Here is a 19,497-nt window from a genome sequence, read left to right as displayed (position 1 = left end):
CTCTCCGTCTACTCCCTTTACCCGTTATCTTTTTTCAATGACTTGCAGCCAATAGGCCAGGCTTTCCAGTGTTACGGTCACCATCCCTTTCATGTATTCACGCTGTGTTAACAAGCAAAAGCAAGTCTTAAAGCCAGACTTACAAGGTTTGACCGCTGTCTACCGTGATGATCTGGCCGGTCATAGCCTCCTGCTCCAGAGCGGAGCAGATCATCGCTGCGATGTCTTCCGGTGTGGAAATACGCTGCAGCGGAAGGTTCGGAGCAAGCCGGCTCATCTGTGCTTCTCTGCCTTCCCACCATCTGGTCGCAACAGCACCGGGCACGATACAGTTGACTCTTATTTCGGGAGCAAGCGCGCGAGCCAGCGATTTGGTCAGCCCGTGAACGGCTGCTTTGGAAACGGCGTAAGGCAGTGAAGAGCCGATTCCGGTTTGCCCGGCAATGCTGCCGAGATTGACTATTGCCCCGCTTCGCTGCCTCTTCATGAAGGAGGCTGCCGCCCGCGCACAGTAAAACATGCCCTTCACATTCACATCAAACAGATCGTCCCATATTTCCCCGGTGGCCGCTTCCAAATCGTTCATGGGAATATGCCTGGTTATACTGGCATTATTGACGAGCAAGTCCACGGTACCGAATTGCTGCACGGCGGCTGAGATCATCGAGCGGACTTGTTCGTCTTGTGACACATCCGCCTGTATGGCGGCGGCCTGTCCCCCCTTTTGTTTAATCAGTCGAACCGTCTCTTCCGCCTCAGACTTGGAACGTGAATAATTAACGATTACGGCAGCCCCCCGTTCCGCCAGCATGAGACTTGTGGCCCTGCCAATCCCGGTGCCCCCGCCCGTTACAAGCGCAGCCTTATTTTTTAATTCCATAGTTCATCCGCTCCTCCGGAAAGTTGTCGTCACCTCACAGTATTATTGTAATACCTGATTGTGAAGAACGGAAGCTTTGTACGCGCGGCGCAAGAGATGAACTATGTACAATCTACCGTGACGATGCAAATTCAGAGGCTTGAATCTGAACTCGGTGTCCAGCTTCTTGAGCGCGGTAAAGAAATCGGGCTGACGGAGGCCGGCAGGCTGTTTTACGATCAAAGCCTGCATATTGTCAAAAATATGGAGCACCTTCAGACCAGCTTATCGGACTTGAAGTCATATACGCTTAGGCGTCACCGAGCCGACAGCCAGTTACCGGCTGCCAGGCATCCTGAGCAAATTCATGTCTACGTATCCGAATATTTGCCCCTACCGCAGAAAGCTGGAGATCATTATGCAGGAGCAAGGAGCTGCAGCACTGGATACGATGGAAATCGGAAGTATGACCGCATTACAATTTTATGTGGAGAACGGCTTCGGGATCGCCCTTATTCCCCGCATTATGATTGGAGAGCCGGCAGCAGGGACAACAGTCTGAACGCTCAGCGGAAGCCTCGTTCATATGACATTCGGCATCGTCCGCAAGCAATCGGCATACCCGCTTCAACCGGCAAGCCATAGACTTTATCAATATCTGAAGCAGGCGCTCGCGCTATAAAATAAAGCCAACCGCGATTTGCAGCGCGGCTGGTAAGGAAAAAGCGCAGCTTATAGCTCCACCACCTTGGTAGCGACATGCTTGCAAAACTCGCTGTCATGCTCTACCAGAAGAATCGTCGGACGATATTCGAGCAGCAGCTCCTCGATTTGCATGCGGGAAATGACATCGATAAAATTAAGCGGTTCGTCCCAAATATGCAAATGCGCCTGCTCGCAGAGACTTTTGGCAATCAGCACCTTTTTTTTCTGGCCGCCGCTAAAAGCCGACATGTCCTTCTCGAATTGGACCCTGGAGAAATCAAGCTTTCTCAAAATCGCTTTGAATAAGCTTTCTTCAATCCCGCAGCTTTGGGCATAGTCCGTCAGATTCCCTTGTAAATGAGAGGTGCTTTGAGAGACATAGGATATTTTGAGCTGGCTTCCGATATGAAGCGTACCGGTGTACGTCAACTGCTCGCCGCAAAGGAGCTTGATGAGGCTGGATTTGCCGGAGCCGTTTTTACCTGAGAGCACAATCCGGTCTCCCTGCTCGATCGTCAGGCTGACCTCGTGACAGACCCGCTTCTCCCCGTAATAAATTGAAACCTTGTCCAGCTGGGCAAGCTGATGCTTATGATAAACAAGCTGTGAGATTTTCAGGCTTTCCGAGCTTTCGACGTTATGAAGAAGTCCGGCGCGTTCCTCAATGGCGGCGTGCTGCCTGTTCTCGATGGATTTGGAGCGCTTCATCATTTTAGCGGCCTTGTGGCCGACATACCCTTTGTCGACCTTGGAGCCGGAATTTCTGGTGCCGTTTTTCGTCTTCTCCACTTCATGCGACCAATTGCTCGTTCGTTTCGCCGCATCCGACAAGCGCTGAATATCTTTTCTCAGCTTCTCATTCTCCGCAAGCTCGAAGTGATCCTGCCTTCTTTTCATTTCCAACCAATCCGAGAAATTTCCTTTTTGAACCTCAATATTGGTCTTGTTAATGGACAAAATATGATCCACACATCGATCCAGAAACGCCCGGTCGTGAGAGACCAGAATAAAGCCGCGCTTGGTATTCAAATATTCGCTGACCAGCTTCCTTCCATTCATATCCAGATGGTTCGTTGGCTCATCAATGAACAGAAAACAATTTTCCTTCAGAAATAAGGCGGCCAGCATGACCTTGGTTTGCTCGCCGTCCGACAAGGATTCGAAGGGCCGGTACAACACATCCTCCGAAACCTTCAGCAAGGAAAGCTCACGCACGAGCTCCCAATGAACGTAGTCCGGGTAAATCTCACTGACGACATCCAGCGTATTCTGCTCCTTGTCTTCCACATGGAAAGGGAAATATTCAAAACCGACCTGAGCGGAAATATGACCGCTGTATTCATACTTCCCCAGCAGCAGATTCATAAAAGTCGTCTTCCCCCTGCCGTTTCTTCCTGTAAAGCCTAATTTCCAATCGGTATCCATCTGAAAGCTGACATTTTCAAAAATATTATCGTAGCTGCCCTCATAGGCAAACGTCAGGTTTGAAACTTGTATTAATGACATCCCGTGATCCTCCTGTAAAAAAATAAAGAGCCACAAGAAAGTTACTTTCTTGTAGCTCAAATAGATACAGCAAACCCAGCTCACGCCCGGAGATGGATCAGGATCATTCGTTTGAGTTGAAAGAATCAGTAACTTTCTTGCTTAAAACGAATAAAACAGAGAGCGAATACTTCGCCTTCGAATGTTTTATCGGTTCAACATCAGCAAGAAAAATTACATGTTCTTTTCAACCCCAATCGTTAAATTAAAGTCATCTTATCATACCCGGTTGTTAAATTCAACGCTTAAAGTCCCAGTTTATTTCCTTTTTCCAGACGTTGAATTTGCTTTTCCCCGTCCTCGGCCAATGCGCGGAACTGCGTAATCGTATCCCGCATTCTCGGCAAGGCCTCTTGCTTGAAGGTGCTGATTGAATCTAATGCCAGCATAACATCCGTAAAGGCCTGCTTCAGCGTTTCAACGGAAATATTCGCTTCCAGCGACTGCTTGTGAATGGCAGCGCCCTGATTTTTCAGCATTCTGGACGTGCTGGCAATCAGCTCGTTCGTCGTTTGATTCAAGAGCTCGATTTTTTTCAGGACAATTTTTTGATTGTATAGGGCGCTGGCGACGGTTACAGATATTTTCAGAGCGGAAATGGTCACGTTCTTCGCCCGGTCAACGCCTCGAATCAATTCTTTGTTGTTCCGGATGACAACTTCGATCGCCATAATGCCCTGCTGATTCACGACGATCATTTGCTGCAAATCCATCACCCGCTGACGTAGCGGAAACAGCACCTCTTCTGTAATAAAACGAATTTTGTCCGGGTCCTCATTCCGCATTCGGGCCGCTTCGATTTGCGCCTCAATGGATTCGTCCATCAAGGAGCCCAGCTGGATTTCTTTTTTCAATCGCTTGGTCAAATCCCGCAGCGTTTGCTGCTCGATCTCCAGCGTTGTATTGTCATTCTTCAGCGTTGCCTTCCCCCGCTCCAGCGATGTGACAATGTCGGCAATGACAATGTCCGCCTTTTGAAACTTCAGGAAGTACGCCCGGACGGGATTGAACAGCTTGCCCAGAAACCCGCTCTTGGCAAAATCGATGACGCTGGGGTCCAAATCCTTCAGCTGCATATGAAGCTCCGTTAAGCCTCTGGCGACGATTCCTCCATCGTCTCCGGTTTTAGACAGGTTCCCTACGGTGACATGCAGCAAAGCATTTTTATCCGAGGAGGATCGCATCGTATTGACGCCGAAGGAATCGATGGACATCAGAATCTCCTTGCGTTTTTCAAGCGAATCGACATCCAGCGCCATAATGGCTGCCACATTGTTATCCGCCACTTCCTTCAGCTTCGCCAAATCTTCAGGCACAGGCTGAATTTCCTGCTCAATCGCGGCTTTAATGATTTCGGGATTTGGGATTTCCATTGAAAATGACATGGTGATTCCTCCTTAGAATGGGTTACATTTGAACATTGAACAGGTTTCCAATCTTGTAGACAACATCGTCCGTATCCGCATTGATGCTGGCTGCTTCATTAATGCTTGAAATATTTTGCAGCGCTTTAATGTTGGCATTGTATCCGATCGTATAAATAGGCACTTTGTAGGCTTCAATCAGGCTTCGGATATCCTTGAGGGAATGCCCTTCATTCGTTTCGCCGTCACTGAGCACGAAGATAATCGGCTTCGCCGACGGGTTCGCTTTCAGCTCTTCTTGAAGCATCTTCAAAGCAACCACTATGCCGTCAAAGGTGGCCGTTCCTCCGTTAGCCTGCAGGCTGTTGACCGCCCCGACAAACATGGATTGCTGATTGGTATCGTATTTTCCAATTGGCAGCTCAATGGTTACATCGCTGGAGTAGGAGACGAGCCCAATGCTGTTGTCTCTTCCCAAATATTTTTGGCCCATGAGCAAGGATTCCTTTAACCGGTTTATCGGTTCCCCGTTCATGCTCCCGGATACATCCGTGACGAATACGGCGACTATCGGCTTGCTGCCGTTTTTCTTTTCTTTCCAAACCTTTTGTGCAGAGGAGAGCAGATTCCCATCGATTTCAGCAAGCTCGGACTTATAGTCATTCAGCGCATTAAAGCCCTTCTCGTTTGCCTGCTTTTGATAGTTCTCTTGGGTCACAAATTGCGCAAAGGCTTTAAGAATATCCAGTTTATTTGGCGGCAGGTCCCCTAAACCATATAGCGGGCTGTCATGCCTCACCCCGAATGGAGTGAACACATAGCCGCCCTTTAAATCCGCAGCATTAATGTAGGTTTGATATTCCAGCACAAAACCGTCGAGTATACCGGATTTCGCGGCATCGCGCATCTGGATTGTAGTGGAGGCGATAAACGGCACATTGGATTGAAACTTCTCAAAGCCCTGCACCGCTTTATCACCGAGAATGTTCGAGCTGTCAAACGTATGCAGAGCGGTTACAAGGAAGTTTAAGCCTGTCGAGCTGGCAAACGGGTCTGTGTAGCCCATCGCAAATTCATTGTTTGCAATCGCTTCCGTCACCGTTTTCACATTGACGGAGCCGTATTTTTCCACTAGCGCATCATACTTGGACTTTTTGATGACGATGCCGGGCACGTTGCCAACCAGACGCTTGGAGACGAGCTGCACCTTGACACCGCTGGCCTTGACCATTTCTCCCCAAAATTCATTGGAAGGCGTAAACGCATCAGGTATGTATTTTCCGTATTGGATATAGTCCGTTGCTGTTCCGGACGCAATGTTTCGAATTTTGACTGAAGCAGGCTTGCCGTTGACTGTAATATTCGCTTTGTTAAATTCGGTTCCGGCCTCTGTGAGCCAGCCGTCAATTCCAGTGCCCGCCTTCTCGGTAGAGGAAAAAATTTCGACGAAATGATCATTGGTATTGTCGACGGTTATCGGAAATTTGGCTATATCCGGCAGCGAGCCGGCAACATCGATCGGGTTAATATCAATTTGGCCCTTAACCGGCTCTTCTGTCTTCACGGTAATATCGGCGTACAGCTTGTTTAGCTGCTTTTCCGCGTCTTCTGCCGTAATTTGCGCTTTGGATTTCCCCATGTTCGAAGTCAGCGACACCCCGGCATAAACAAGAACAAACACAGCAACAACCATTAAAACGGATACAAGAAAAAAATTGTTCTTTTTCTTCATTCAAAGCACCTCTCAGTCTCGGTAGTATTTGGTCTGATTAATTAAGGCGTCAATTTCGCGCATGCAGGGCATATTTTCAATCTCATTTGGCTCAAAGCTGTCTAAACGGGAAATCTCCAGCAGCAATTTGTCCAGCTTCAAAATAATTTCCTCGTTCGTTGTTAAACCATTCCTGATAAAAGAAGTATAGTCCCGGTAGAGCTTTGCCCGCTCTTGCGCAATTTCCTGCGAAATGTGCGCTGATTTCGGGTTTATCGCCTGCTCAAACTCGGTTTGGTCAAACACACGAAGTCTATTCAGCATGCTTTTGTAATTCAGATAAAAAAGCTTCTCTACCGCCTGGATGACCGTTACAAATTTATTGTAGCTTAACTCTGTGGTGTCAAATCTCTGATTCAACACCTCTAATAGCGTTTCTTTCTTCCTTCGCATCCGATCGAGCTGCCCCAGGGCAAGCTTCACATCGTTCTCCAGCCCCTTCACAGAGCTGTAATGTGTCAGTGCCTCCATGTAATCCTCATGAGTTTTCATTTGCTTCACGGGCAGTACAGCGGGCACCCGATAAAACCAGACGTAGCAGCCGTAAAGTACTGCAATGACACTCGCGACCAGAATAGAGACCCCGAAAGCTGTGCTAAACGCACTCCCCCCTATCTCTACCCCCAAAAAGCCGGGTGACAGCACCAAAATGTTCAATACAACAACACCGACAATAAGTCCACATAGCTTCATATATTTTAACAGCATCAAATCAGTCCGAACCTCCCTGCTTTCATTTCGTGTGGACGGCATTGTTTTTCAAAAATACAAATTTTCGAGCCTTATGCATTAATACGTTGCTTGCGTCCATTTGTATTCAACATTTTACTTTCATTCCAGTACATAACACGCCTACCTCTATAATAGCGAGATTTGACAACGATTGACAACAATCAACAGCAAAAAAACCGCGATTTACGCGGTTTTCCTCAAATCAACGCCCAAAGCCAAGCCTATTTCATGCTTCGTGTCAGCCGTTCATCTTCTCAGCTTCCTTCCATTCTCATGAGACCTATCGCAATCATCCGGTTGTCCTCAGTATTTGATCAATTCGCTCTTTTGCCCCTTCCCATGCGGCCATGATCGGGAATCCATATTGCTCCCGGGCTTTCAGATTCCACGGGTGCGGGATGCAGAGCACCTTCTTCCCTTCCTCCTGCGCGGGAATCAGATTATGGGGGCCGTCATCGATGAGGAGATCGAACTCGATCAAATTTTTGCGGCGGCACGTGAAGAAATTGTTGAAAGGGATAAAGGGCATATGCTTTTGAAGCCAGTTCCATTTCTCGACAACCGTTCTTGGCTCGGCCGCAGTAACAATGATAACATCATAAGCCGCGTGCAGCTTCTCCATTTCCCCTACTACATCATCGTCCAGCAGCTCCAGCTCCTCGTAAAGGCCCGGCCGACCGAAAAACACCTCATGCGTACTGTCCGGATGACGAAGATGATCCGTATTCCAATCAAACATATCTTCATATCGAAGCGGATGCGTTGGAAATTCGTTGTTATTATGATAAATTGCCCGCTTGACGAGATGGCAGATGGTATCGTCCATATCGACAGCGATGATTGGTTTCTTCAACGGTTTCCCTCCAATTATGATTGTCTTGCCCGTACAGCGGTCTTCACAAGGAACCAGCTGACAAGCGTGCAGGCGGCTGCAAGAAGCACATATTTGATATACCGCTCAATCAAGTCGAACGCAGCCTGCCACTGCTCCCCGAATATGTAGCCGATGCCGAAAAAAAACAACACCCAAAACCCCGCGCCTGTATATGCATAAACGATGACGGTGCGGAACGGAACGCCGATAATGCCGATAAAATAACCGATAAACTGCCGAATTCCCGGTACAAAAAAAATGAATAACAACAGCTTGTTCCCGTACTTGTCATAGAATCGTTTTGTTTTTTCAACCACCGATGGTTTCAACAGAAGATAACGTCCGTAACGTTCAATCAGCGGTGTTCCCAGCTTACGGCCGAGAAAATAAGTGACCGTCACTCCAATCAGAGCTCCCGTCAGTGCGGATGCGAGCGACGGCAGCGTCTGGAGGATGCCGCGGTAGGCTAAGTAGCCCGTATAGGTTAATGTGCTGTTTCCGGGAGGAATCGGCGAAGCGATAAAATCCAGTGGCAGTCCGACCAGCAGCACCAGGTATCCGTACTGCTCCAACAGCTGCTCTACCACCTGTATCAGATTCATAACAAGGCCCCCGTAATCTATGATTTGAACTCACTGGTTCATATACAGGACTAGCTTTAACTTTGTATTAGTAGTATAAGCCGTGAAGCCGTCGTCTTGCAACGCCGAAGTACGATACAAACGCCTTGCTCCTGGCTCATATATACACGGGAGCGCCTCCTGATGCGGCACTGCTGCTCATAACAAAGAGCCTTTGCGGAAGTACGCAAAAGCTCTTGTCTAACGCCTGCGAGTGGCTGGCGTCCTTAATCGGTGTTACGTTTCCTTGCTGCAGAAGCTTCCATTCAAGCTGTGCTCGCGTGCCCTGCTTTACGGCTGGGGAACGTATTGTTCCCCAGCTGCATTGCTTTCGTAAGCATGATCTGTCGATGCTTCTTGAATAGCGCCGTATGCCCAATGCTCCTTCGGCACATCGCTCCACTTCGGCTCTGTGCCGTTCAGCGGACCCCTGCCGAGCAGCTTGTTCATGATGGCAACCGCCTCTGCGCGGGTCAGCGTTTGATCCGGACGGAATGTGCCGTCCGCATAACCGCTGAGGATGCCCTCTGATTGAGCTTGATCGATAGCGGTTTGCGCCCAGTGTCCGGTGACATCCGGGAAGCTCTCAACGCTGCCGCTTGGAGCCGCCGAAAGTGTCCGAACGGCAATGACCGCCATCTCAGCGCGTGTAATTGTCCGATCCGGCTTGAAGCTGGCATCCGGATAACCGTCCATCAAGCCCGCTTTTGTCACCTGTTGGATCGCTTCCATTGCCCAATGACCCGCACTAACATCGGTGTAGCTCTTGCTTGCTTGTTTTTCCGGCTGGCTTAATGCCCGGGTCAAGATCGCCGCCATCTCAGCGCGGGTGATGCTTCTTTCCGGTCCAAATGTACCGTCTTCATACCCCTGGATATATGCATTGTGCAGTTTATCTGCGTTATTCCCGTTAGCTGGCGATTGCAGGTGTACAATGGTGAAGGTGCTGAATTTGTGGACCGTAAAACGGATACCAAGCTGTCCTGCTTGATTGTAGGCCACAATCTCCCCTGTAACCAGCTCCTTCGTACCGTCGCTATGTTCAATGAAGATGCGCAACTGGTTAAGCTCCGCCTGTTCAAGCGTAGTGTCTCCAAGCGGCAGCACCAGCGTTACCGCACGGCTCTGCATATTCGTTTCAATCTTCATCGGACGGCCAATGACTTCCACAGGACTGCTGCCTGCTGCTGCACGCACCAGCTGCTCTGTCTGCAGACGCTGCTCGGCTTCCTTGCGAGCTTCTTCCTGCTTCATCGGCACAAGTCTGAAGTATACCTGGTCTGTCAAATCCTGCAGCGAAGTGTTCGGAATGACGATTCGGGTGTTATCGGTAAAAATCTCCAAGCTAATCTCACCCTTGGCCAATCGCTCGGTGGATGCAGCCGGAAGGTTGACATTCAATTCTGCAACCTCGTCTTTCTCATCCGAAATGACAATTTTGGCTGAATTGGAGCCGGCTTCCTTAAGCTGCTCAACGGATTTATTCGCTTGCTCCTGTGTAAACGTGACCTCATCCTTCTTGCTGCCGTCGGCGGCCGTTGTACGCTTTATAACCGTTGTTGTAACAACTGTCCCGTTTTGCTCAGCCCCATTCTGTACATTTATTGTAATGGACTGACTGGAGGATGACGAGCTGCCCCGGCTGCTGCTGCCCTTGCTTGGGTTCACTGCAGCTACAGGAGTGACGCTAATTTCATTGGAATAAGCACTGAGCTGCTCGGCATTGCCTGCCTTCACCACAAAATAGTAGGTCTGATTATTCGTTAACCCGGTAAAGGTATATGTCGCCCCAGTAACGGTTGCTGCAGGAGTCTCGGTATAGGAGCCGGCTGCAGTACTCATATAGATGTTGTAATATGTTGCTCCTGTCACACTGTTCCAGTTCAGTACAGCTTGTCCGCTGCCCGCCGCTGCCGTCAGATTGGCCGGCGCTGCAAGCCCTGTAACCGGTTCGTTGACTACCACCGCCGTCGTTTGGCCGAACTTCACGACTTGATCGGCGGCATCTACTTCCACGACAGCAATTTTATCTCCGTTCGCTGCTGTGATGATGCCGTCTGACGGCAAGGCCGCATAGTCCGATCCGATGCTGTCCCCAACGCTCGGCAGGCTTACGGCGGTGCCCGCAAAGTTTTTGTATTTGAACATATTGCCCGTTCCTGCTGTTTGTGCGACGTTCACCTTCGTCTTGCCGTCCGTGCCTGCTCCTGTCAGGTCACTGGCTGTGACAGTCAGGCCGCCAGCAGTTACAGGATCGTCGGCTACCACCGCCGTCGTTTGGCCGAACCTTACGACTTGATCGGCGGCATCTACTTCCACGACAGCAATTTTATCTCCGTTCGCTGCTGTGATGATGCCGTCTGACGGCAAGGCCGCATAGTCCGATCCGATGCTGTCCCCAACGCTCGGCAGGCTTACGGCGGTGCCCGCAAAGTTTTTGTATTTGAACGTATTGCCCGTTCCTGCTGTTTGTGCGACGTTCACCTTCGTCTTGCCGTCCGTGCCTGCTCCTGTCGGGTCACTGGCTGTGACAGTCAAACGAACAACAATTTTACCCGGGTGTAACGTTTTAATCATTTCTGTACCGTCACTGTCTGTCAAGCTGAAGCTATCCAGATCAGTTTCGTTCGTAACCATTAATGGGAGCTGATCGCCAGCATTGGCTGTTTCTTTTACCTTAAACTGGATCGTAAACAGCTCCTGTCCTCCGCTAACAAGCTGATCGCCACCTGTAATGTCCGCCCATGCTGTGCTCAGCGAGCCCAAGGTGTTGTCATAGCTGGAAATAAAGACATCGCCGGAATTCCCCGTAATGCCGCTCACTTCAAGCGCCGTAGGATTAAAGCTGATGTCCATCCCGTATGAGCCTACGCCTGCCGACGCGCTGTCCAGATATACGGCTACATCCGCCGTGCTCCCGGCTGATGCGCTGCTGCTTTGAATCGTAATCGTTCCAGTGTCAGCAACCTGCACCATTCCCGGTGTAACGGCCGGAATTGCAATAGGATCCTCATCATCTACATAGGTGCCGTTGTCAATCGTCACATTTGAAATGCCGGAAGCGGCGGTTTCCTTGATTTTGAAATGGATTGTAAACACATTCTGCTTATCAAAGAGGAAGGAAGTGCTTCCGAAGTTCGAGGCCTCCACATTCACAACTCCGCTAGTGGCCGTGTCGAATTCAAAGCTAGCTGTCCCGATTTCACTCGTTACTTCCATTTCTGATGCCAGCTCAAGAACGGCCGGATCGTAGGACACATTCAGTGAATATTCCCAAAAAGGATAATCGCCCGGATCAAGATAGACCGGAACATGAACAATATCGCCCCTCACTCCGGTGACTTGCCCGACCTCGGCGACTACCGGATTAGACGGCGCTGCCAGGGCACTGAATGGAGAGAGCAAAGAAATTAGTAGGCACAGGGTCATGATAACGGATATGATTTTATAGTTTACAATCCTCAAGATGCTTCACCTCTTCATTAGAATTCATGTTGCGGTTAAACCGCTTGCTGCTGTTATAGGACGATCCGAGTTTGATCAAACGGTCAGTCAGCCCCATTCGGCTTACACCATCGGCGTCCCATGGGACCATCCAGATGTTCTCGCCGCCATGAACGCCACAGACGAACAGGCCATCTCGTGCAGGATAAGAAATCCGGAAGGCCAGTGGTTATAGCCGCTCATCGCAGCCCCGGATTCAATCGGATGGCCTTCAACCCTTCCGCTGTACTCGAAGCCGTCCACCCTCCTTGCATTACTTTTTTGTCTAAAGACGACACGCCTATCTCCCCTCCCCTGCTATCGCAGCCCATTGTATCAAACGGTTCTCTCAAAATTCTCTCAAAACAGCGAGCGCTGTCGAAAAATTAGACAAGATGGAGCCGCACGCCATGCCGCTCCTCTAACGCCAGAGGATTCTTCCCTCCCGCTTCCAGCTCCAGGCAGCTTCCGGGGCCTTCGCCCAATACCGAAGGACTTGGCTTCCTCCAGTCCCTCTGTCTGTCATGCCAATATAGAAAAAAAGCCTGATTTCTCAAGCTTTTTCCATAAGCAACCTTTCATTTGTCATCTGCACAATCCGGTCACAGATGGCGACGGCATCCTCTTTGTCATGCGTAACAAGAATTGAAGTCATATTAGCTGCCCGTAGCAAATGGCGCAGATCTTCACGAATTTTCCCTCTCAGCCCGGCATCCAGATTGCTAAAAGGCTCATCCATAAGCAGGATCGCCGGCTCCGGGGCCAATGCGCGGGCAAAAGCTACACGCTGCTGCTGTCCCCCGCTGAGCTCGTGCGGATAACGCTTTTCAAAGCCGGACATTTGGACCAGATCCAGCATCGCCTGCAGCCGTTTCTTGCGTTCTGCCCGTGATAACCGATGCAACCCGAACATCATATTCTGGGCCACCGTTAGATGAGGGAATAGCGCATACTCCTGAAAAACCATCCCGACCCCGCGAGACTCAGGCTGGATAAACACCTGATCGCTCACCACTGTTTTGCCGTTGATTACTATGCTGCCCGAATCCGGCGATTCCAGCCCCGATATAATCCGAAGCAGCGTGCTCTTTCCACATCCGCTCGGTCCAAGTATACCTACGACCTCGCCCTGATTCAGCTGCATGGAGAAATCGGACAGCACACGATCGCCGCCATGGGCATAACGAAAAGAAATCCCGGTCATTTCAAAAAAAGTCATTTTGCATGTTTCTCTCCTAACCAATAATAGAAATAAACCGATATCATGCCGACAGCAATAATCACTAACGAAGGAACGGAGGCCTGATGAATCTGTTCATCACTGGCGTATTGATAAGCTTTTGTCGCCAATGTCTCAAAATTAAAGGGCCGTAAAAGCAGCGTGAGGGGCAATTCTTTGACCACTTCCATAAATGCCAAAATACAGCCCGTGTATACAGCCCCCTTGATTAAGGGCAGGTCAACCTTGAAAAAGGTTCTTGTAAGCCCCAAACCAAGCAGACGAGATGCTTCCGTGTAACGGTTCCCGATTTTGTCGAACCCGGCCTCCACAGCATGAAAGCCAACGGCCAGGAACCGAATCACATAAGCAAAAATTAGCATCACGATAGACATGCTCAGCACCAGCCTGCCGGCTCCCCATCCGAGCTGCTCATATATTCCGCCAAGTCGCTCATCCAGGGAAATAAATACGGCGAGCACCCCAATCGAGAGAACGGCGCCAGGAATCGAGTAACCCGAGGAAATAAGCTTGGATAACGTTAATGTAAAGGCAGATCGCTGCAGGCGGCAGGCGTTAGCTACCACAACAGCAAGCAGCATCAGCACAATAACCGAAACCAGCGAGATGGAAAATGTGTTGAACAAAAGCTTCACGAATCGGGCATTTAACACCTCCTTGTACGTCCATGCCGCCCATACCGTCAATTGCAGTATCGGAATCACAAAGGAAAAGGAAACCACAAGCCCGCCGAATAAAACGGCTGCAAGCGCCGATACTCCGCGGAGCTTCCTCCGCCGAAGCGGACTGCTTTTGCTTGTTGAAGCATGATACCGCCTTCGCCTTCGCACCATTCTTTCCATGACGAATAAACCGATGATAAAGCTCATAAGCAGGGCAGCCAGCCGCATTGCCGATTCTACGTCGTACAGGCCGAACCAGGTTTGAAATATAGCCGTCGTGAAGGACTGTATCCCGAAGTACTTGGCAACCCCATAATCATTCAATACTTCAAAGGAAACAAGGCTTACGCCCCCGATAATGGCGGGCTTGCATAGCGGAAGCACGACTCTGAAAAAAATAGACAGCGGATGCTTCCCTAATAATCTCGCATTGTCAATAAACGAGGCGCTCTGTCTCTCCAGAAATGTCCTCGTAATGAGATACACATAAGGAAATAAAAACAAGCTGAAAATGAGAACAGCGCCCTTCATCGACATGATATCGAAGTAGGATTGCTTCAGATTCCAGCCCAGAGCCTCACGCAGGAAAGTCTGAACACTGCCTGTATAGCTCAGCATCGTAGCGTACGTATAGGCCGCAATGTACGGGGGAACGGCAAGCGGAAGCACAAAAGCCCAAGCAAAAAACCGCCGGAACGGAAAATCGTAAGCAGCGGTAAGCCAGGCAAGCGTAACCCCAATCAACACGGTACAGGCTCCTGTTCCGAGCACAAGCCATAAAGATTGCAGCGCATAGTTCAGCAATAAATATTCCTTAATATGCTGCCAATTTTCATTCGGAGTGCGAAAGAGACCGGCAATAATATACAAAGAAGGAATAAGGGCCACGAAGGCCCCTAATACGCTTAGTGCGTTCCATCCATTACTTTGCCTCTTCAGCTTAAGCAGCCAAGTCGGGATAACCATGTTACTTCCAGCCTACCTTGTTGAAAATTTCAGTCGCTTTTTTATTATGCTCTCCGAGCTTCGCAAAATCGATTTGCTGGGATTTGAATGTCCCCCACGCTTTTAACAGCTCCGGCTTGTCCGCCGCTTCATTGACCGGGAATTCAAAGCTGCCTTTCGTGAGAAGGGATTGCCCTTCCTTCGAAGTTATAAATTCCACCAGCTTGATTGCGTTTTCTTTGTTTTTGGCGTGCTTCGTCAAGCCTACGCCGCTAATGTTAAGGTGCGTGCCTGTTGTCGCCTGATTCGGGAAAAAGACGCCGATGTTTTGCGCTACCTTCACTTCTTCCGCGTCCTTGGACACGAGCATTTGACCTAAATAATACGTATTCATAATCGCGACATCACCGACCTTGGCTGCAATCGCCTTGGCTTGATCACGGTCTCCGCCTTCCGGCTTGCGAGCCAAATTGGCTGTGATGCCTTTCGCCCAAGCTTCAGCCTTGTCTTCGCCGTTAAGCTCAATAAAAGAAGCGACAAGAGATTGGTTGTACAAGCTGGTTGAAGAGCGGACCAGCACTTTTCCTTTCCACTTTTCAGTTGCCAAATCCTCATAAGTGGACAATTCCTCCGGTTTCACCCGATCCTTGGCATATACGATTACCCGGGCACGTGTAGCGATGCCAATCCAGTTGTCTTCCTTGTCACGCAGCTGCTTGGGCACATTCTGGTCGATAACCGGAGACTGGAGCGCTTGCAGCACGCCGTTCTGTTTCGCGTAGTTCAGCACGCCTCCATCAACGGTGACGAACAAATCAGCCTCTGAATTTGCGCCTTCACGCTTCAAGCGTTCAACCAGCTCTTCGGCTGTGCCTTTGATCTCGTTTACTTTAATCCCGGTTTGCTTCGTAAAAGCATCGTATAATACACTATCCACTTCATAGTGTCTCGCCGTATAAATGTTCACGACCTGCTCCTTGCTTGCAGAAGGACTAGCGGCCGGGCTGGCGTTCTCTGTTTTAGGCTGCGATGACGAGCTGGAGCCCGTCCCGCCTGTGGAGGAGCTGGAGCCGCATGCGGCTACAAGAAATGACAGGAAAATCAGCAGCATAGTGCTGAACATACTTTGCTTTTTCATTTGAAATCTGCATCTCCATTCCGTTGATTAATGTGATAGTAAGACTCATTCTCGGTAGAGAATGAAAAAAAAGAACAAACTCCTCTCCCCTATGTACGGTCAATTCGGTTAGGCGCCAATGATGATAATGAATATCATTACCGTTCAAGCTCGACTATTAAACATTATAGCTGACGAAAATGAGAATTCTCTGAGAAAAAAATATTTCTTTACCTAATCGGTAAAGAAATATAAACTGTAGTCCCTTTACCTTCAACACTCTTCAAGGCAATGGTGCCGTTGTGCACTTCTACTAAGCGCTTGGCAATAGCTAAACCAAGCCCATGCCCCCCCTGCCCGTTGCCGCGGGCGGTATCTACACGATAAAACCGATCCGTGACATAAGGCAAATCGGCTTCCGGGATTCCGATACCCGAATCCATCACCGCTATACAAGCTGCAGCTTCATTCACTGTGGCGTATAAACGAACCGATTTGCTGTCCCCCGAGTATTTAACCGCATTATCGAGCACGATGAGAAGAAGCTGCTCCAAATGCTGGGCCGGTATCGCCAGGGAAACCGGCTTTAGTGCATCCAGCTCGGCTTCCATATGGAACGCCGGGTGAAGCACTTCCATATTCCGGAGTATCGTTCGAATAAATGGCTCCGGATCGTTCATTTCAGAGACATAGGCCTGATCCAGCTTTTCCGCACGGCTAAGCGCCAGAAGCTCTTGTACGAGTATTTTGAGACGGGCGGCCTCCTGTATCGAGGCGTTCAACGACTCTTCCAATACAGCTGGATCATGCTTGCCCCACCGCTGCAGAAGGGAAAGATGACCCTCTATAATCGCTACCGGGGTTCTCAACTCATGCGAGGCATCCTCGACGAACTGCCGCTGCTGTTGAAAGGAGCGCTCCACTTGATCCATCATGGTATTGAACATGACCATCAAAGTGGCGATCTCGTCTTTGTTATCGTTCAGCTGCATTCGTTCGTGCAGCCCTTTTCTCTTGATGTTCCGGATCGTTTCGGCCATCGTCTGCAATGGCTTTAGCAGTTGTCCCGCCAACAGCCGTCCTCCCAGTGCGCTGACCGCTACGGCCCCCAGGCCGCCCAGCGCCATCACATAGAACAGCGCACTCGTCAGCTTCTCGAAATTGACAATATTTGTAATGATTTCAATCGTTCCGTTGAATTTGAAAATCGTCAGCGGGCTTCGCATAATCACTAAGCGATCATTGGCATGCCTCAGCCCAATCCATTCCGTTGTGGTTACAGCCTTGGGCGCCACCCACTGCTCGGGAATATCATCCGATACGGTCAGGATAGGCTCCCCCTTCTCATTCAGAACCCGAATGAGCTGGTCGCGGCGGTTGATTCTTTCCAGGAAATTACGTACCTGCATGGACTTCGATTCATCAAAGGCCACCTCATTTTCCAGAAAGTAGTTCAGAATTTCCCTCATATCCTGCTGTGTGTTCGCTACTTCCTGCTGAATCATCCATCGTTCCACAAACACATACTGCACGGCATTATACACAGCAAACAGCAAAACAAGCAGGAGAGTGGACCATATCGTCAGCTTCCACTTCAGCTGGATTTGGGCGAAGCGCAAGGGAAATCGCTTCATCGCTTCATCACATAGCCAATACCGCGTACGGTCTGTATACAGCTATCCCCGGAGGGGCTGTCCATTTTGTTCCGCAGGTACCGCACGTACACGTCTACCACGTTCTTTTCCACCACTGCCTCGAAGCCCCATACCATATCCAGCAATGCTTCCCGCGCGAGCACCCGATTCGTATTCCTCATGAAGGCGAGAAGCAGGTCGAATTCTCTTTTGGTCAGATCGATGCTTTTTCCGCCCTTGGTAACACTCCGGGTATCCAGATTCATCATGATGTCGTGAAAGGTAAGAAACTGCATCGACTTCCCGGCGGCATCCTCCTGTCTTCTGAATACGACCCGTATGCGGGCCAGCAGCTCCTCAATCGCAAAGGGCTTCGGCAGGTAATCATCGGCGCCGCTATCCAGTCCGGAGATCCGGTCCTGAACACTGTCCCTGGCCGTTAGCATAATAATCGGTGTTTTCTTCACCTCACGTATACGGCGGCATACTTCAATGCCATCTATACCCGGCAGCATGAGGTCCAATAAAATAACCCCCCATTCCTGCTGCAAGGCCAGCTCCAGTCCCCGCGTCCCATCGTAAGCAACTGTCACCTCAAAGGACTCATGCCGAAGCTCCAATTCGATAAGGCGCGACATATTTTTTTCGTCTTCAATGAGCAAAATGGTTTTCATCAGGCTCCCCTTCTTTGAGAATCGTTATCAGCCATACCGAGGTAATTATAAAATAAAACGGCAGCGCGCACAACGAGAAGTCGTCGCAGCGGCTCGAGAGCATGGAGCCTGCAGCTTCATTGGCATGATGGCTAACCGAAAGCAGAAAACCGCCCGGAAGCTTCACCCTCCAATGGCTAGGCAGCTAACCAATGGGGTTACTTCCGTGGCGGTGACGTTGAAGCATGACTGGATGTGTGCGACTAGCGGCTACACCTTCAATGGTCCGTGCTGGATCGCGGCACTCTCGATTTGAATGGTTGTATGCTGGATGTTGAACTTGTCCTCTATTAACCGGATGGCTTGCTGCAAAATATGCTGATTGTCCTGATTGTCATCGATAAAGAGGTGGCAAGTGAGGGAGTCCAGACCTGAGGTTATCGTCCAAATATGCAGGTCATGAACGTCCCGGACGCCGTCAATGCTTTCTAAGGCTTTTTTCACTTCGGCTGCATTGATTGTTGCGGGTGTGCCTTCCATCAGGATATGGATGGTGCTTCTAATAATCCCCCAGGCTCCTTTGAGAATCATCAGAGCAACCACGACGCTGATGATCGGGTCCGCGATGTACCAGCCAAAAATCAACATGATCAGACCGGCAGCAATGGCCCCTACTGAGCCCAAGGCATCTCCAATGACATGCAGGTACGCGCTGCGAAGGTTGATGTTATTTCGGACATCCCCTTTTCTCATCAAGGCCCAGGCACTCATGATATTGGCCAGCAGGCCCACGCAGGCAATCAGCATCATCGAACCGCTGGCTACTGCCGGAGGCTGTGTAAACCGCTCCACCGCTTCCCAAATAATAAATCCAGCCACGATGAACAGCGTTACGCCGTTCAACAGCGCAGCGAGAATTTCAAAACGGTAAAAACCGTAGGTTCTATCCGGCGAGGCGGGTCTTGCCGCAAACCAGACCGCGACCAGGCTTAATGCCAGGGAGCTCGCATCATTTAGCATATGGCCGCTATCGGATAAAAGAGCGAGGCTGTTCGTAATCAGTCCTCCGAAAAATTCCAGAAACATAATCCCGACCGTAATGACTAATGCAATCGTTAACCCTTTTTTGTTGCCGTTCGGGTCAGCGTGATGATGCCCAAGGTGACCGTAGGAGTGTCCATGATGTGAATGGCCGTGCCCGTGACCGTGATGCTCCTGATGATCATGGTCATGATGCTCTTGATGGTCGTGATGATTATGACTATGCTTAACTGCTTCCATACGCTTACCTCC

15 protein-coding genes and 1 pseudogene are annotated in these 19,497 nt (G+C 49.9%); 1 reads left to right on the top strand and 15 read right to left on the bottom strand.

Features of this window, described 5'->3' with window-relative positions:
- Positions 1-139: 139 nt before the first annotated feature.
- Positions 140-880, bottom strand: a complete 741-nt coding sequence (locus tag WBG83_RS00150; protein ID WP_336741588.1) for an SDR family NAD(P)-dependent oxidoreductase — start codon at positions 878-880, stop codon at positions 140-142.
- Positions 881-934: 54 nt separating this feature from the next.
- On the opposite strand from WBG83_RS00150, the pseudogene WBG83_RS00145 reads away from it, so the two are divergent.
- Positions 935-1,541 (top strand): annotated as a pseudogene (locus tag WBG83_RS00145) (LysR family transcriptional regulator).
- A gap of 50 nt (positions 1,542-1,591) precedes the next feature.
- Here WBG83_RS00145 and WBG83_RS00140 read toward each other — a convergent pair.
- The 14 genes from WBG83_RS00140 to WBG83_RS00075 all read right to left on the bottom strand — a co-directional run bounded on the left by WBG83_RS00140 (position 1,592) and on the right by WBG83_RS00075 (position 19,485).
- A complete protein-coding gene (locus tag WBG83_RS00140; RefSeq protein WP_336741587.1) occupies positions 1,592-3,070 on the bottom strand; it encodes an Lsa family ABC-F type ribosomal protection protein in 1,479 nt (492 codons plus the stop codon).
- A 284-nt stretch (positions 3,071-3,354) separates the two neighbouring features.
- Positions 3,355-4,494: a toxic anion resistance protein gene (locus WBG83_RS00135; RefSeq protein ID WP_336741586.1), complete on the bottom strand. Its 1,140-nt coding sequence runs from the start codon at positions 4,492-4,494 to the stop codon at positions 3,355-3,357.
- A 22-nt stretch (positions 4,495-4,516) separates the two neighbouring features.
- On the bottom strand, positions 4,517-6,205 hold the full coding sequence (locus WBG83_RS00130; RefSeq protein WP_336741584.1) for a vWA domain-containing protein: 1,689 nt from the start codon (positions 6,203-6,205) through the stop codon (positions 4,517-4,519).
- Positions 6,206-6,217: 12 nt separating this feature from the next.
- Positions 6,218-6,952: a hypothetical protein gene (locus WBG83_RS00125; protein ID WP_336742594.1), complete on the bottom strand. Its 735-nt coding sequence runs from the start codon at positions 6,950-6,952 to the stop codon at positions 6,218-6,220.
- Between the two features lie 313 nt (positions 6,953-7,265).
- The gene (locus WBG83_RS00120) at positions 7,266-7,829 is read right to left on the bottom strand and encodes a 5' nucleotidase, NT5C type (protein WP_336741582.1); all 564 of its coding nucleotides are present in this window, start codon (positions 7,827-7,829) and stop codon (positions 7,266-7,268) included.
- 14 nt (positions 7,830-7,843) lie between these two features.
- Complete coding sequence (locus tag WBG83_RS00115; protein ID WP_336741580.1) at positions 7,844-8,452, bottom strand: DedA family protein; 609 nt, start codon at positions 8,450-8,452, stop codon at positions 7,844-7,846.
- A 309-nt stretch (positions 8,453-8,761) separates the two neighbouring features.
- Positions 8,762-11,935, bottom strand: a complete 3,174-nt coding sequence (locus tag WBG83_RS00110) for an S-layer homology domain-containing protein (protein WP_336741577.1) — start codon at positions 11,933-11,935, stop codon at positions 8,762-8,764.
- Positions 11,936-12,037: 102 nt separating this feature from the next.
- Complete coding sequence (locus WBG83_RS00105) at positions 12,038-12,217, bottom strand: hypothetical protein (RefSeq protein WP_336741575.1); 180 nt, start codon at positions 12,215-12,217, stop codon at positions 12,038-12,040.
- A gap of 289 nt (positions 12,218-12,506) precedes the next feature.
- Positions 12,507-13,172: an ABC transporter ATP-binding protein gene (locus WBG83_RS00100; protein WP_336741573.1), complete on the bottom strand. Its 666-nt coding sequence runs from the start codon at positions 13,170-13,172 to the stop codon at positions 12,507-12,509.
- Complete coding sequence (locus tag WBG83_RS00095) at positions 13,169-14,821, bottom strand: ABC transporter permease (protein ID WP_336741571.1); 1,653 nt, start codon at positions 14,819-14,821, stop codon at positions 13,169-13,171. Before WBG83_RS00095 ends, WBG83_RS00100 begins: the two co-directional genes overlap by 4 nt.
- A 1-nt stretch (position 14,822) precedes the next feature.
- Positions 14,823-15,938 carry a Fe(3+) ABC transporter substrate-binding protein gene (locus WBG83_RS00090; protein ID WP_336741569.1) on the bottom strand — a complete coding sequence of 372 codons (1,116 nt, stop codon included), beginning with the start codon at positions 15,936-15,938 and terminating at the stop codon, positions 14,823-14,825.
- 209 nt (positions 15,939-16,147) lie between these two features.
- Entirely contained in the window at positions 16,148-17,551 is a 1,404-nt protein-coding gene (locus tag WBG83_RS00085) for a HAMP domain-containing sensor histidine kinase (RefSeq protein ID WP_336741568.1), read from the bottom strand.
- Positions 17,548-18,225, bottom strand: coding sequence for a response regulator transcription factor (locus WBG83_RS00080; protein ID WP_336741566.1), 678 nt, complete (start codon positions 18,223-18,225; stop codon positions 17,548-17,550). The genes WBG83_RS00085 and WBG83_RS00080 overlap by 4 nt, the downstream gene beginning before the upstream one ends.
- Positions 18,226-18,474: 249 nt before the next feature.
- Positions 18,475-19,485 (bottom strand): cation diffusion facilitator family transporter, encoded by a 1,011-nt coding sequence (locus tag WBG83_RS00075; RefSeq protein ID WP_336741565.1) that lies wholly within the window; start codon positions 19,483-19,485, stop codon positions 18,475-18,477.
- Positions 19,486-19,497 lie beyond the last annotated feature (12 nt).

The organism is Paenibacillus sp. y28 (assembly GCF_037137075.1).
Classification (GTDB): Bacteria; Bacillota; Bacilli; order Paenibacillales; family NBRC-103111; genus JBBBNV01.
The sequence above is the reverse complement of the archived record's forward strand: the minus strand, read 5'-3'. Positions and strand labels throughout refer to the sequence as shown.

Bases quoted from the DNA above. Each gene is read 5' to 3' on its own strand.
- WBG83_RS00150 (WP_336741588.1), bottom strand. From the start codon at position 880: ATGGAATTAAAAAATAAGGCTGCGCTTGTAACGGGCGGGGGCACCGGG.
- WBG83_RS00140 (WP_336741587.1), bottom strand. From the start codon at position 3,070: ATGTCATTAATACAAGTTTCAAACCTGACGTTTGCCTATGAGGGCAGC.
- WBG83_RS00135 (WP_336741586.1), bottom strand. From the start codon at position 4,494: ATGTCATTTTCAATGGAAATCCCAAATCCCGAAATCATTAAAGCCGCG.
- WBG83_RS00130 (WP_336741584.1), bottom strand. From the start codon at position 6,205: ATGAAGAAAAAGAACAATTTTTTTCTTGTATCCGTTTTAATGGTTGTT.
- WBG83_RS00125 (WP_336742594.1), bottom strand. From the start codon at position 6,952: ATGCTGTTAAAATATATGAAGCTATGTGGACTTATTGTCGGTGTTGTT.
- WBG83_RS00115 (WP_336741580.1), bottom strand. From the start codon at position 8,452: ATGAATCTGATACAGGTGGTAGAGCAGCTGTTGGAGCAGTACGGATAC.
- WBG83_RS00100 (WP_336741573.1), bottom strand. From the start codon at position 13,172: ATGACTTTTTTTGAAATGACCGGGATTTCTTTTCGTTATGCCCATGGC.
- WBG83_RS00095 (WP_336741571.1), bottom strand. From the start codon at position 14,821: ATGGTTATCCCGACTTGGCTGCTTAAGCTGAAGAGGCAAAGTAATGGA.
- WBG83_RS00090 (WP_336741569.1), bottom strand. From the start codon at position 15,938: ATGAAAAAGCAAAGTATGTTCAGCACTATGCTGCTGATTTTCCTGTCA.
- WBG83_RS00085 (WP_336741568.1), bottom strand. From the start codon at position 17,551: ATGAAGCGATTTCCCTTGCGCTTCGCCCAAATCCAGCTGAAGTGGAAG.
- WBG83_RS00080 (WP_336741566.1), bottom strand. From the start codon at position 18,225: ATGAAAACCATTTTGCTCATTGAAGACGAAAAAAATATGTCGCGCCTT.
- WBG83_RS00075 (WP_336741565.1), bottom strand. From the start codon at position 19,485: ATGGAAGCAGTTAAGCATAGTCATAATCATCACGACCATCAAGAGCAT.